The sequence below is a fragment of the Jannaschia formosa genome, assembly GCF_003340555.1.
Lineage (GTDB): Bacteria > Pseudomonadota > Alphaproteobacteria > Rhodobacterales > Rhodobacteraceae > Jannaschia > Jannaschia formosa.
The window spans coordinates 60,155-72,858 of record NZ_QPLJ01000020.1; the positions used below are offsets into that span (position 1 = coordinate 60,155).

At 68.9% G+C, this 12,704-nt stretch carries 13 protein-coding genes, 1 tRNA gene and 1 pseudogene; 12 read left to right on the forward strand and 3 right to left on the reverse strand.

What is annotated here, in order from left to right; translation table 11 throughout:
* Position 1 precedes the first annotated feature (1 nt).
* The 6 genes from DR046_RS17215 to DR046_RS17235 all read left to right on the forward strand — a co-directional run bounded on the left by DR046_RS17215 (position 2) and on the right by DR046_RS17235 (position 4,097).
* Positions 2 to 601, forward strand: a complete 600-nt coding sequence (locus DR046_RS17215) for an OmpH/Skp family outer membrane protein (RefSeq protein WP_245190987.1) — start codon at positions 2 to 4, stop codon at positions 599 to 601.
* Positions 602 to 666: 65 nt separating this feature from the next.
* Positions 667 to 1,134: a 3-hydroxyacyl-ACP dehydratase FabZ gene (fabZ, locus tag DR046_RS17220; protein WP_115383616.1), complete on the forward strand. Its 468-nt coding sequence runs from the start codon at positions 667 to 669 to the stop codon at positions 1,132 to 1,134.
* Positions 1,131 to 1,928 carry an acyl-ACP--UDP-N-acetylglucosamine O-acyltransferase gene (gene lpxA / locus DR046_RS17225; protein WP_115383617.1) on the forward strand — a complete coding sequence of 266 codons (798 nt, stop codon included), beginning with the start codon at positions 1,131 to 1,133 and terminating at the stop codon, positions 1,926 to 1,928. Before fabZ ends, lpxA begins: the two co-directional genes overlap by 4 nt.
* Positions 1,925 to 2,833: an LpxI family protein gene (locus DR046_RS24345; RefSeq protein WP_245190988.1), complete on the forward strand. Its 909-nt coding sequence runs from the start codon at positions 1,925 to 1,927 to the stop codon at positions 2,831 to 2,833. The genes lpxA and DR046_RS24345 overlap by 4 nt, the downstream gene beginning before the upstream one ends.
* A complete protein-coding gene (gene lpxB / locus DR046_RS24350; RefSeq protein ID WP_245190989.1) occupies positions 2,830 to 3,981 on the forward strand; it encodes a lipid-A-disaccharide synthase in 1,152 nt (383 codons plus the stop codon). The genes DR046_RS24345 and lpxB overlap by 4 nt, the downstream gene beginning before the upstream one ends.
* Before the next feature lie 39 nt (positions 3,982 to 4,020).
* Positions 4,021 to 4,097: transfer RNA gene (locus DR046_RS17235), tRNA-Arg, on the forward strand.
* Between the two features lie 183 nt (positions 4,098 to 4,280).
* Here DR046_RS17235 and DR046_RS23735 read toward each other — a convergent pair.
* Positions 4,281 to 4,621 (reverse strand): annotated as a pseudogene (locus DR046_RS23735) (integrase core domain-containing protein); the annotation flags it as partial.
* A gap of 306 nt (positions 4,622 to 4,927) precedes the next feature.
* On the opposite strand from DR046_RS23735, the gene DR046_RS17245 reads away from it, so the two are divergent.
* From DR046_RS17245 to DR046_RS17270, 6 genes are all read left to right on the forward strand, one after another.
* Positions 4,928 to 6,106 carry a substrate-binding domain-containing protein gene (locus DR046_RS17245; protein ID WP_115383619.1) on the forward strand — a complete coding sequence of 393 codons (1,179 nt, stop codon included), beginning with the start codon at positions 4,928 to 4,930 and terminating at the stop codon, positions 6,104 to 6,106.
* A 53-nt stretch (positions 6,107 to 6,159) separates the two neighbouring features.
* On the forward strand, positions 6,160 to 6,924 hold the full coding sequence (locus DR046_RS17250; protein WP_115383633.1) for an ABC transporter ATP-binding protein: 765 nt from the start codon (positions 6,160 to 6,162) through the stop codon (positions 6,922 to 6,924).
* On the forward strand, positions 6,917 to 7,639 hold the full coding sequence (locus DR046_RS17255; protein ID WP_115383620.1) for an ABC transporter ATP-binding protein: 723 nt from the start codon (positions 6,917 to 6,919) through the stop codon (positions 7,637 to 7,639). Before DR046_RS17250 ends, DR046_RS17255 begins: the two co-directional genes overlap by 8 nt.
* Positions 7,639 to 8,670 carry a branched-chain amino acid ABC transporter permease gene (locus tag DR046_RS17260; RefSeq protein ID WP_115383621.1) on the forward strand — a complete coding sequence of 344 codons (1,032 nt, stop codon included), beginning with the start codon at positions 7,639 to 7,641 and terminating at the stop codon, positions 8,668 to 8,670. Before DR046_RS17255 ends, DR046_RS17260 begins: the two co-directional genes overlap by 1 nt.
* A gap of 1 nt (position 8,671) precedes the next feature.
* Positions 8,672 to 9,724, forward strand: coding sequence for a branched-chain amino acid ABC transporter permease (locus DR046_RS17265; RefSeq protein WP_115383622.1), 1,053 nt, complete (start codon positions 8,672 to 8,674; stop codon positions 9,722 to 9,724).
* A gap of 325 nt (positions 9,725 to 10,049) precedes the next feature.
* Positions 10,050 to 11,342 carry a PQQ-dependent sugar dehydrogenase gene (locus DR046_RS17270; RefSeq protein WP_115383623.1) on the forward strand — a complete coding sequence of 431 codons (1,293 nt, stop codon included), beginning with the start codon at positions 10,050 to 10,052 and terminating at the stop codon, positions 11,340 to 11,342.
* A gap of 118 nt (positions 11,343 to 11,460) precedes the next feature.
* Here DR046_RS17270 and DR046_RS23740 read toward each other — a convergent pair whose 3' ends face one another.
* Positions 11,461 to 11,607, reverse strand: coding sequence for a hypothetical protein (locus DR046_RS23740; RefSeq protein ID WP_167767155.1), 147 nt, complete (start codon positions 11,605 to 11,607; stop codon positions 11,461 to 11,463).
* A gap of 30 nt (positions 11,608 to 11,637) precedes the next feature.
* Positions 11,638 to 11,919, reverse strand: coding sequence for a hypothetical protein (locus DR046_RS17275; RefSeq protein ID WP_115383624.1), 282 nt, complete (start codon positions 11,917 to 11,919; stop codon positions 11,638 to 11,640).
* Between the last annotated feature and the right edge of the window lie 785 nt (positions 11,920 to 12,704).

Sequence of the window (12,704 nt, forward strand, 5' to 3'; positions counted from 1 at the left end):
CGTGCTGCGACCCCTTGCGCTGACCGCGCTGCTGCTGGCGGGGCCGGCCTGGGCCGAGGGGTCGGCCGGCGGGCTGTCGTCCGGCGTCGCTTCGTCGTCGGTCGTGGTGCTGGACCGGGACCTTCTGTTCACGCGCAGCCTGTTCGGGCAGCGGATCGTCGCCGATATCGAGGCGGCCTCGATCGCGCTCGCCGCCGAGAATCGCAGCATCGAGGCCGAGCTCGAGGCCGAGGAACGGGCCCTGACCGCGCGGCGCGAGGAGATGGAGCCCGACGCGTTCCGCGCGCTCGCCACGGCCTTCGACGAGAAGGTGACCGGCATCCGCCAGACCCAGGACGCCAAGGCGCGCAGCCTGCAGCAACGCTCCGACCGGGCGCAGGCGCTGTTCTTCGAGCGCGCGAACCCGGTCCTGATCGAGCTGGTGCAGGAGATCGGGGCGCTGGTCATCCTCGACCGCCGGATCGTCATCGCCGCCGCCGACCGGGTCGACATCACCACGCTGGCGCGCGAGCGCATCGACACCGCCCTGGGCGAGGGCGAGGGGTTGGGCGCGTCCGAGCCCGCGCCCCCGCCCGCCCCTGAGGCGCCGGCGGCGGACTGACCCCGGCTTGCGCCGCCCCGGTCCCGCCCTGTAAGCCCGGCCACAGACGGAAGAGGAGTCCCGCCATGGCAAGCGACGCGATCCCGGCCGAGGCCGACATCCACCTGATCCAGCGGATCATCCCGCATCGCTACCCCTTCCTGCTGATCGACCGGGTGATCGATATCGTGGCGAACCAGTCCGCGACCGGGATCAAGAACGTCACCTTCAACGAGCCGCATTTCCAGGGCCATTTCCCCGGCGCGCCGATCATGCCCGGCGTCACCATCGTCGAGGCGATGGCGCAGACGGCGGCGGTGATGGTGGGGGTGTCGAACGACCTCGCCGACAAGAACTTCCTCGTCTACTTCATGGGCATCGAGAGCGCCAAGTTCCGCCGCAAGGTCGTGCCCGGCGACGTGCTGGAGCTGCGCCTGACCGTCACCCGCGGCAAGCCCGGCGCCAAGGTCTGGCGCTTCCGCGGCGAGGCGACGGTGGGCGGCGAGATGGCCGCCGAGGCCGATTTCACCGCGATGATGGACCTGCCCAGGTGAGCGTCGAACCCGGCGCGCGCATCCACCCCTCGGCGCTGATCGAGGAGGGGGCGACGATCGCCGACGGGGCCTCGGTCGGGCCCTTCTCGGTGATCGGGCCGGAGGTGACGCTCGGCCCCGGCGTGCAGGTCGACAGCCACTCGGTCGTCACCGGCTGGACCGAGATCGGAGAGGGCACGCGCGTCTTCCCCTTCTGCTCCATCGGCGAGATCCCTCAGGACCTGAAATTCGCCGGAGAGCGGACGCGCCTGCGCATCGGCGCCCGCAACCGCATCCGCGAGCACGTCACGATGAACACCGGCACCGCGCAGGGCGGCGGCGAGACCGTCGTCGGCAGCGACGGGCTGTTCATGGCGGGCTGCCATATCGCCCATGACTGCGTCGTGGGCGACCGGGTGATCGTGGTGAACCAGTCCGCCCTGGCCGGCCATTGCCGGATCGAGGACGACGTCATCGTCGGCGGGCTGTCGGGCGTCCATCAATGGGTGCGGATCGGTCGGGGGGCGATCATCGGCGCACTGTCGATGGTGACGAACGACGTCGTGCCCTACGGGCTGGTGCAGGGCCCACGGGCGGAGCTGGACGGGCTGAACCTGGTCGGGCTGAAGCGGCGCGGCGTCGCGCGCTCCGACATCCAGGCACTGCGCGCCGCGCTGCTGACGCTGAAGCAGGGCGAGGGCACCTTTCACGAGCGAGCCGTGCGTCTGGGCGAGGAGGCAACCAGCGACTATGTCCGCGAGATGGTGGCCTTCATCACCGGAGAGAGCGACCGATCCTTCCTGGTGCCGCGGTGACCGTGGCGCTGGTCGCCGGGCAGGGCGGTCTGCCCGGGGCGCTGGCGAATGCGCTCGGCCGCAGGGGGGAGCCGTGGTTCGCCTGCCATCTGGAGGGCTTCGCGCCCACCGCCGTCGGCCAGTCGCGCGGCTTCCGGATCGAGCGTCTGGGCTCCGTCATTGCGGCGCTCCGGTCCGAGGGCGTGACGCGGGTCTGCTTTGCGGGCCGGATCGCGCGGCCGCCGCTCGACCCCTCCGCAGTCGATGCAGAGACGATGCCTCTGGTCCCGCGGATGATGCAGGCGATCCAGGCCGGGGACGACGCGGCGCTGCGCACGGTGATCGCCTTCTTCGAGGAGGCGGGGCTTTCCGTCGTCGGCGCGCAGGAGATCGCGCCGGACCTGCTGGACCTGCCCGTCACCGGCACGCCCGGCCAGCGGGATCTGGCGGACATCGCGCGCGCGGCCGAGGTCCACGCGGCGATCGGCGCCGTCGATGTGGGGCAGGGGTGCGTCGTGGCGCGGGGCCAGGTGCTGGCGGTCGAGGCGCTGCCCGGCACCGATTTCATGCTGGCCAGCCTGACGCCCCAGCCGCCCGCGCCGCCGGAGGCGCCGGGGCAGGGGCTGTTCGGAGGCGATCTGTTCGGCAGCGCCGCCGACTGGCTCAGCGGCAGCGGCGGCGGGTTGCAGCGGCGCCTGCCCGACTTCGCCCGCCCGGAGGGGGGCGTCTTCTTCAAGGCCGCCAAGCCCGGACAGGACCGGCGCATCGACCTGCCGGTGATCGGGCCCGAGACGGTGCGCGCCGTGGCCGCCGCCGGGCTCAACGGCCTCGCGCTGGAGGCGGGGGGCGTTCTGGTGATCGACCGCGAGGACGTGGCGGCGCAACTGGCCGCGGCGGGCCTGTTCCTCGCCGCGTGGGAGCGGTGACGCGGCTCTTCCTCATCGCGGGCGAGCCGTCGGGCGACCGGCTCGGCGCCGCGCTGATCGCCGGGCTGCGGCAGCTGGTCCCGGAGGTGGAGGTCCACGGGATCGGCGGCCCGCAGATGGAAGCGAGGGGCCTGCGCAGCCTGTTCCCGATGTCGGACCTGTCGGTGATGGGCCTGGCAGAGGTGCTGCCCCGGCTGCCCCACCTGTTCCGCCGCCGCGACGAGGCGGTCGCCGCCATCGCCCGGCTGAAGCCGGACGCGCTTATCACCATCGACAGCCCCGACTTCTGCCTGCGCGTCGCCGGCCGCGCCCGGCGGGCCCAGCCCGATCTGGCGGTGATGCACTACGTCGCGCCCTCGGTCTGGGCCTGGCGGCCGGAGCGGGCGAAGAAGATGGCGCGCAACGTGGATCACGTGCTGGCGCTGCTGCCCTTCGAGCCGGACTACATGCGCGCCGCCGGCATGACCTGCGACTTCGTCGGCCATCCGGTCGTAGCCGAGCCGCTCGCCACCCCGGCCGAGGCGGGGCGGTTCCGCGAGCGCCACGGGATCGAGGGGCCGCTCGCGCTGGTCCTGCCCGGGTCGCGCAGGGGCGAGGTGAGCCGTCTCGCCCCGGTCTTCGGCGAGGCGCTGCAGCAGGTCGCGCGCGACACCCGCGTCGTGGTGCCGACGGTGCCGCATGTGGAGGCGGACGTGCGCGCGGCGGTGGCGCTCTGGCCCGGGGCGCCCATCGTCGTCACCGACGCGGCCGAGAAGCGCGCGGCCTTCGCCGCCGCCGACGCGGCACTGGCCGCCTCCGGCACGGTCAGCCTGGAGCTGGCCGCCAACGGCGTGCCGATGGTCATCGCCTACGACATGAACTGGCTGTCGCGGCGCATCCTCGCGCGGATGCTGAAGGTCGACACGGTGACGCTGGTCAACCTGGTGACGCGCAGCAAGGCGGTTCCGGAATTCCTCGGCGATGCCTGCCGTCCCGGTCCGATCGGCCGGGCGCTGGCAGACCTGCTGCGCGTTCCGTCGCAGCGGGCCCGGCAGGCCGAGGCGCTGGAACGGACGATGGACGCGCTGGGCCGCGGCGGAGAGCCGCCCGGCCTGCGCGCCGCCCGCTCGGTGCTGCGCCGCCTCGGCTGGGAGGACGCGCCGGAATGACTTGCGGCAGGCCGGGGGACGGGCTACGAGGCGTCCCAGGCACCCATAGCTCAGCTGGATAGAGCGCTGCCCTCCGAAGGCAGAGGTCTCAGGTTCGAATCCTGATGGGTGCGCCAAAGCCTTCAATCAGCTCTTTTCTCCGATGTGGCTTGCCGGGTTTGCCCTTCGTGGGCTCCCTTCGAGACGTCCCCCGATTTGCAGGCTGTCATGGACCGCCGGCGCGACTGAGGCTGCATGATCGTGCCTAGCCGCTGATCCGAAGGGAAGAAGACGGTCTGCCCCGATGGGGGGGCCCGGTTTCAGTCTTCTTGCATGATGTGTCTGGAACCGACGGCATAGGCTGCCGGCAAAGTGGCTTCGGATGGCGGAGCCGGCTACTGCACCACCTCCGGGGCTGGCGGCTGATTGGCCACCGATGAGGTCGGACGCTTCGTGTTGTCGTGTCGGCACCAGCCGTCGATGACGATCCTCGACTCGGCCAGGCTGTAGAAGATCTCCCCGTCAAGCAGCTCGTCCCTGAGCTTCGCGTCGAAGCTATCGCCGTAGCCGTTCTCACGGGTGAGCGCGGCTCGATGAAGGCGTTCCTGGCGCCGAAAGCTGCAATGCACGCTCGCACTGCGGACGCAGCGATCTCCGGGCCACGGCACAATCCCGACATCGCGCCCAGAACCCACCGGACGCGCCGCATCTTGTGGTGCCGCGAGCCGTCGCCGAGGCCCAACCCCGCGGTTTTGTCCCGTAGCTCGGACCGGATTCCGGTGCACCGTGCCCCGTCAGTCCCGAACTCCCGTGACCGACGACGTTGCCGCCACGTCATGGCGCGACCTCTCCTCGTATCTAGGAAAATCCGGATGCGTGGGGTCAGGCACAACTATAGGGTTATCCGGCGGAAGCGCGGACGAAGGACGATCCATCGTAACGTGCTGGGGACAGGGAGGAACTAACAATGAAGACATTGCTCGCGACGACGCTTGCATCGCTTGTGGCGGTCGGTGCGGCCCAGGCGGAGATCCGGATCGGCCATGTCTACGGCCAGACGGGATCGCTGGAGGCCTATGCCGCGCAGAGCCATACGGGCCTGATGCTCGGGCTCGAATACGCCACCGACGGCACGATGGAGATCGACGGGGAGCCGATCACCGTCCTTCAATACGACACGCAGCTCGATCCCGCGCGGGGCCGCTCTCTGCTGGCCGAAGCCTATGGCGACGACGACGTGCATATCGCCGTCGGGCCCGTCAGCTCGGGCGTGGCGCTGGCCATGCTGCCCGTGGCCGAGGAATACGAGCGCATCCTGATCGTCGAGCCCGCCGTGGCCGACTCGATCACCGGCGAGAACTGGAACCGCTACATCTTCCGCACCGGGCGCAATTCCTCGCAGGATGCCATCGCCAACGCGGTCGCCCTGGGCGGCGAGGGTGTGGCGGTGGCGACGCTGGCGCAGGATTACGCCTTCGGGCGCGACGGCGTGGCGGCGTTCCGCGAGGCGCTGGCGGAGACCGGCGCCACGATCGCGCACGAGGAATACGTGCCGACCGAGACGACCGACTTCACCGCGGCGGCCGAGCGGATCTTCAACGCGATGGGCGACGTGGAGGCGGAGCGGAAGCTGCTCTTCATCATCTGGGCCGGCGGCGGCAACCCGATGGGGCAGATCAACGCGATGGACCCCTCGCGCTTCGACATCGAGATCGCGACGGGCGGCAACATCCTGCCCGCGCTGGTGGCCTATCGCGAGCTTCCGGGGCTGGAAGGCGCGACCTACTACTACCACGAGATCCCCGACAACGAGGTGAACGACTGGCTCGTCGAGACGCACCAGGAGCGGTTCGGCACCCCGCCGGACTTCTTCACCGCGGGCGGAATGGCGGCGGGCATCGCCGTGGTCGAGGCCATCCGCAAGGCAGGGGGCGCCGAGGATACCGAGGCGCTGATCGAGGCGATGGAGGGCATGTCCTGGGAGACGCCGAAGGGCACGATGACCTTCCGCCCGGAGGATCACCAGGCGCTGCAGAGCATGTACCACTTCCGCACCGAGGTGCGTGAGGGCGTGGATTACGGCGTGCCGGTCCTCGTGCGGGAACTCGGCATCGAGGACATGAACATCCCGATCCGCAACCAGTGACCCTGCACCCGGCGTCGCGGATCGCGGCGCCGGGTCCTCGGGGCGGGATGCTCATGACACAGATCCTTCTCGAGACAGTCGACCTGTCCGTCCGCTTCGGCGGGCATATGGCGGTCGACCGCGTCAGTTGCGCGTTTCGTGCGGGCGAACTGACGGCCATCGTCGGGCCGAACGGCGCGGGCAAGACCACCTATTTCAACCTGATCTCCGGCCAGATCCCGGCGGCGCGGGGCAAGGTCCGGCTGAAGGGCGAGGACGTGACGCGCCTCGGGGTGGCCGAACGCTGCCGCCGCGGCCTCGGGCGCGCCTTCCAGCTGACCAACCTCTTTCCCGCGCTCTCGGTCCTGGAGAACGTGCGCCTCGTGATGCAGGCCCGCCAGCGCAAGGGGTTCAGCCTGTTCTCCATGGCCTCCACCCATCTGGACGTGACGAATGCCGCCTTGGCCGTGCTGGAGCGCGTGCGCCTCGACGGGCTGCGCGACCAGCCGGTCTCGGAACTGAGCCACGGAAACCAGCGCAAGCTGGAGGTCGCGATGCTGATCGCGCTCGACCCGGTGGTCTTCATGTTCGACGAGCCCACCGCCGGGATGAGCGTCGACGAGGCGCCCGTCGTCCTCGACCTCATCGCGGAACTCAAGCGGGAGACGGATCGCACGATCCTCCTGGTCGAGCACAAGATGGACGTGATCCGCACGCTCGCCGACCGGATCATCGTGCTGCACAACGGCGCTCTCGCCGCCGACGGAGAGCCTGCGGCGGTCATTGCCTCGGACGTCGTGCAGGAAGCCTATATGGGCAAGGAGATCGAGAATGTCTGAGCCGATCCTCGCGCTCGATGGCGTCGTGACCGATATCGGGCAGTACCATATCCTCAAGGGCGTAAGCTTCGAGGTGCCGCGCGGCCAGGTGACGATGCTGCTGGGCCGCAACGGCGTCGGCAAGACGACGACGCTTCGCACGATCATGGGCCTCTGGCCTGCCAGGGCCGGGCGCATCCTCCTTGACGGAGAGGACATCGCGCGGGCGCCCGTTTCGAACCGCGCGGGGCAGGGCGTGGGCTTCGTGCCCGAGGACATGGGCATCTTCTCCGACCTGACGGTGGAGGAGAACATGATCCTCGCCGCCCGGTCCGGTCCTCTCGACGGGGCGCGCCGCGACTGGCTCTTCGCCGCCTTCCCGCCGCTGCGGACCTTCTGGCGGTCCGAGGCCGGGAACCTGTCGGGCGGGCAGAAGCAGATGCTCTCCATCGCCCGCGCGATGGCGGAGGAGCGGCGGCTCTACCTGATCGACGAGCCGACCAAGGGCCTCGCCCCCGCGATCGTCTCGACCATGGTCGGCGCGCTGCGCGAGTTGAAGGCGCAGGGCGCCTCGATCCTGATGGTGGAACAGAACTTCTCCGTCGCCCGCGCCCTCGGCGACCGGGTCGTGGTGATGGATGACGGCGTGGTCGTCTGGACCGGCACGATGGCGGAGCTGGCCGCCGACACCGCCCGGCAGGAGCGCCTTATGGGCCTGAGCGTGGAGGCGCATTGATGTCCGCGGCACCCGACCACACCCCGACCTTCGCGCGGCTGTCGCTGGCCGACCGGCTGTCGCTGAGCGCGCCCTACCTGCTGGTCCCGGCTCTCGTCGCGATCGGCTTCCTCGTCATCGGCGCGCCGTCCAGCTGGCTCACTCTGACCGTCTCGGGCCTCGCCATGGGGATGATGATCTTCATCATGGCGTCCGGCCTCACCCTCGTCTTCGGGCTGATGGACATCATCAACTTCGGCCATGGCGCCTTCATCTCGCTCGGCGCCTTCATGGGGGTGAGCGTGCTGTTCTGGCTGTCGTCCTGGACCGGCGCGCCGTCGCTCGTGCTGAACGTCGCCGCCGTACTGCTGGCGATCCTTGCCGCGATGGTCTTCACCGGGGCCATCGGCTGGGCCTTCGAGCGGGTCATCGTGCGGCCGGTCTACGGGTCCCATCTCAAGCAGATCCTCATCACCGTGGGCGGCCTCATCGTGCTGGAGCAGGCGATCCACGTCGTCTGGGGCGCCGAGGAGATCTACCTCAACCGACCGGAGGCGCTGCGTGGCTCGATCACCTTCGGGAACTCGGCGCTGGAGAGATACCGGATCCTTGCCGTCGTCATCGGACTCGCAATCTTCGTGGCGATGCGGCTGGTCCTGCGACGCACGAAGATCGGGCTCATCGTGCGCGCCGGCGTGCAGAACGGGGAGATGGTCGAGGCGCTCGGCTACCGCCTGAAGCTCGTCTTCATCGGCGTCTTCATCGCCGGCTCCGCGCTTGCGGGCCTCGGCGGCGTGATGTGGGCGCTCTACGAGCAGGTCATCACCGCGGGCATGGGCGAAAGCATGATGATCCTGATCTTCATCGTCGTCATCATCGGCGGGCTCGGTTCGATCGAAGGGGCGTTCATCGGCGCGATCCTGGTCGGGCTTCTGCAGAACTACGTCGCCTTCCTGGAACCCAAGGTCGCGCTGATCTCGAATATCGGGCTGATGACGGCGATCCTGCTCTGGCGGCCACAGGGCATGATGCCCGTCGTGAAGGCGAAGTGACATGCTGGTGAACCTGATCTCGGGCGACAGGCCGCGCTCGGCCATCCTGACGGTCCTGCTTCTGGGCGTGCTGGTCTGCCTCGCCTTCGCGCCGTTCCTCTTTCCCGGCGTGCGCGCGCTCGACACGGCGGCGACGATCTGCGTGTTCATCCTGCTCGTGGCGTCCTACGATCTGCTGCTCGGCTACACCGGGATCGTGAGCTTCGCGCATACGATGTTCTTCGGCTTCGGCGCCTATGGCGTGGCGCTGGCAAGCATCCACATGGAGCGCGGCTGGGATGCGCTGTTCGTCGGAACCCTTGCCGGCGCGCTTGCGGCGGCGGTCGTGGCCTTCGTCATCGGCCTCTTTTCGCTGCGCGTCCGGGCCATCTTCTTCGCGATGATCACCCTGGCCGTCGCCTCCGCCGTCGCGGTGCTGGTCAGTCAGCTCTTCCAGCTGACCGGGGGAGAGGATGGCCTGACATACCAGATCCCGCGCGAACTGACCCCGGCGTTCCGCTTGGGCGAGGTCTTCGGGGTCCGGATCAACGGGCGCATCCTGAACTACTACCTCGTGTTCTTCACCTGCCTCGCGCTGTTCCTCGTGCTGCTGCGCATCGTGAACTCGCCGTTCGGCAGCGTCCTGGAGGCGATCCGCGAGAACGATTTCCGGGCGGAGGCGATCGGCTACCGCGTCGTTGCCTACAGGACCGCCGCAAGCTGCCTTTCGGCCGCCATGGCCGCGCTCGCCGGCAGCCTCTACGCGATCTGGCTGCGCTATGTCGGTCCCGACACGACGCTGAGCTTCGAGATCATGCTCGACGTCCTCCTGATGGTGGTGATCGGCGGCATGGGCACGATGTACGGCGCTGTCCTGGGCGCCGTCATTTTCGTGCTGGCGCAGAACTACCTTCAGAACCTGATGGGGGCGGGCGCAGGTCTGACCGCGGACCTGCCGCTGATCCCGCAGCTTCTGGACCCGAACCGGTGGCTGATGTGGCTCGGCATCCTGTTCATCCTGAGCGTCTATTTCTTTCCCACGGGGATCGTCGGCCGGCTTCGGTCGCGGAAATGATGCGGAGCGGCCGGGGTTGGCCCCCGGGGTCGAGGCTCCGCAAGGGTGGCGAAGTTTTCTGTCTGCCGAACGGTCGTTTGGCGAAGCTGCGCCGCTTCTGCGGCTCGGATGATCTCGCACCCGGCCATCTGGCTCGGGAACGTGGCTGCGGTGTGCATGAACGGCCGGGTTGCGACCGCTCTCGCTTGCGGAACCGCTCATGGCCCGGCTTTGATGTCCGGGACCGGTGGAGGAGCGAACTCGGCCCCCTCGCGGCTTGGCGCGAAGCTGCTGTCACCGGCTCACGACCCGCGATAGATTGTCCCGGCAGAAAAGGAGTGCAGGCATGGAACTCGTCGCGAAGGCAACGGCAGTGGTGGGCGGCACGGTCGCGTTCCTCCGGCGCATGAAATCGCCCGAACGACAGGCGTTCGGTGCCAATCCCGAGATTCCCGAGGCGCGCAAGCAGGGGATCATGACCCTGAAGATGCCCGTCGCGGAAGGCTGGAAGAACGGCCGCCTGCCCACCTGCGCGCCCGGCCTGAAGGTCAATGCCTTCGCGTCCGGTCTCGATCACCCGCGCTGGATCGAGGTGCTTCCGAACGGCGACGTGCTCGTGGCGGAGTCGAAGGAGCAGGCCGGACCGCCGAAGACCCTGATGGATCACGCCGCGCAGGCGACGATGCGGCGGGTCAAGGCGATCGGAGAGAGCGCGAACCGCGTCACCCTGTGGCGCGACGCCGATGGCGACGGCACGGCGGAGATCCGCACCGTCTTCGTGGAGAACCAGAACCAGCCCTTCGGCATGGCGCTCGTCGGGAACCGCTTCTACCTCGGCAATACCGACGGCATCCGGGCGTTCGACTACGCGCCGGGCGACACCGCGCTTTCGGGCAGCGGCGAGATGCTGGTCCGGTTCAAGCCGCATGGCCACTGGACGCGCAGCCTGCTCGCCTCGCCCGATGGCACGAAGATCTATGCCGGCGTCGGCTCGCTTTCCAATATCGGCGATCAGGGCATGGAGGCCGAGGAGGGTCGCGCCGCGATCTGGGAACTGGACGTGGCGACCGGGAAGGCCCGCATCTTCGCCTCGGGCCTGCGCAACGCCGTCGGCATGGCCTGGGAACCGGTAACCGGCAGGCTCTGGACCGTCGTGAACGAGCGCGACGGCCTCGGCGACGAAACGCCGCCGGACTATCTCACCTCCGTCAAGGACGAAGGCTTCTACGGCTGGCCCTGGTGCTACTGGGGCAAGACGGTGGACGATCGGGTTCCGCAGGATCCGGCCATGGTGGCCCGGGCGATCACGCCGGACTACGCGCTCGGCGGGCACACGGCCTCGCTCGGCCTGTGCTGGATGCCCGAGGACACGCTGCCCGGCTTCGGCGCCGGCATGGTCATCGGCCAGCACGGGTCGTGGAACCGCTCGAAGCTGAGCGGCTACAAGCTGATCTTCGTGCCCTTCGAGACTGGCGCCCCGAGCGGTTCGGCCCGCGACATCCTCTCGGGCTTCCTGTCCGAGGACGAGAAGCTCGCCTATGGGCGGCCGGTTGGCGTGACCTTGGGGCCTGACGGAAAGTCGCTCCTGATGGCGGATGACGTCGGCGACATCATCTGGCGGGTTTCGGCAGCCGGCTGATCCGAGCCGGATGGCATCGAGAGGGGAACACAAAGGCGCGCCGTCGGAGCAAGCGCGCGTGAGCGGCCGCGTCGCCAAGCTGCGCGCGCCCGCGACCACGCAAGGCCCGGCCCGTTGCCTACCGGATCTGCCGCCAGCGTTCTTCGATGCGTTCGGCCACCTCTTCGGCCGGAGCGCCGGTGGTATGGTCGACCATGCCCGCCCAGAACGCCGATGTACCGATCTCGCCCGGCATCAGGTCCGAGGCGTCGAAGCGGAAGGTCATGGCCTGCCGCAGGATCTCGCCCAGGGCGCGTTAGGTCCCGGTGGCGTAGATTTCGGGATTCGCCTCCAGATGCGGCGTCAGGAACTGGCCCTGCTGCATCATGATCTCACGGGCGACCGGAAGCTTTATAAAGTCAGTGAAGGCGCGGGCCAGGTCGCTGTCCGTGGTCATCGTCGTCAGTCCGCCTGAGCCCAGCACGGGACGGCCCAGATCCTCCGCATCGAAGGGCGGAAAGTGGAAGAAACCGGCATCCTCGCCCAGTGCGACCTCCTCCGGCAAGAAGATCGGGATGAACGACGCTTGCCGGTGCATGTAGCAGGCCGGCGGGATGGCGAAGAGGCCATCGGGGCTGTCGCGGAAGTCGGTCGAGACGATCGTGCTCGGCCCGCCCGGCGTGTAGTCCGGGGTGAGGCGAACCGGCCGAGTTCCTGGATCGCGTTCACCACGCGCGGGTCGTCGAAGGGGATTTCGTGGTTCACCCACCCGCCGTAGACCTCTTGCGGCTGCGTGCGCAGCATCATGTCCTCGACCCAGTCCTATCGCTTTGCGCTCTCTTGCGGGACATTGCTGTTCAATTCCCTACCGGGCGCAGGGACAGCAGACCGGCCGTCCCGAGCACGCCTTGCGGTACATCGCTAGCTGGCGTCGGCTCTCCGCTGATCGCGTGCAGGGCCTTCACATCCACGGTCGGCTCCGGCAGCTCGCCCGACCCCTTCTCGAACAGCTCCCTCGCCCCCTCTGGGGGCTGCGTGCGCCAGGTCGTGATCCGGTTGGGGTGCACGTCTTACTGCTGCACGAGGTCGGCCAGCGTCCGCGCGCTACGCTGTGATCCCGCCTCGGCCCTCTCATCACGCTCTCTCTGCGCTCACGGCACCATGCCGATCTCGCGCAGAGCATTCATTCAGCAGGACCGTGCAGAGCCCACGGGCTACCTTTAAAGCGGTTTGCTTCTGATCTGAATCGTTGAGGATTCCCCTGGGATCATCGGTCTGCTTCACTTTGGGAAGGAGGTGGACGGATGGGCAAACCCTACTCGATGGACCTTCGCGAACGGATCTGGCGCTACATCGCCGCAGGTCATTCGCGACGGGCAGCCG

Excerpts from the sequence above, each read along its gene's own strand:
- DR046_RS17275 (WP_115383624.1), bottom strand. The coding sequence starts at position 11,919 with ATGCACCGGCAAGCGTCGTTCATCCCGATCTTCTTGCCGGAGGAGGTC.
- DR046_RS17245 (WP_115383619.1), top strand. The coding sequence starts at position 4,928 with ATGAAGACATTGCTCGCGACGACGCTTGCATCGCTTGTGGCGGTCGGT.
- fabZ (WP_115383616.1), top strand. The coding sequence starts at position 667 with ATGGCAAGCGACGCGATCCCGGCCGAGGCCGACATCCACCTGATCCAG.
- DR046_RS17255 (WP_115383620.1), top strand. The coding sequence starts at position 6,917 with ATGTCTGAGCCGATCCTCGCGCTCGATGGCGTCGTGACCGATATCGGG.
- DR046_RS17260 (WP_115383621.1), top strand. The coding sequence starts at position 7,639 with ATGTCCGCGGCACCCGACCACACCCCGACCTTCGCGCGGCTGTCGCTG.
- DR046_RS17270 (WP_115383623.1), top strand. The coding sequence starts at position 10,050 with ATGGAACTCGTCGCGAAGGCAACGGCAGTGGTGGGCGGCACGGTCGCG.
- DR046_RS17265 (WP_115383622.1), top strand. The coding sequence starts at position 8,672 with ATGCTGGTGAACCTGATCTCGGGCGACAGGCCGCGCTCGGCCATCCTG.
- DR046_RS17250 (WP_115383633.1), top strand. The coding sequence starts at position 6,160 with ATGACACAGATCCTTCTCGAGACAGTCGACCTGTCCGTCCGCTTCGGC.
- DR046_RS23740 (WP_167767155.1), bottom strand. The coding sequence starts at position 11,607 with ATGACCTTCCGCTTCGACGCCTCGGACCTGATGCCGGGCGAGATCGGT.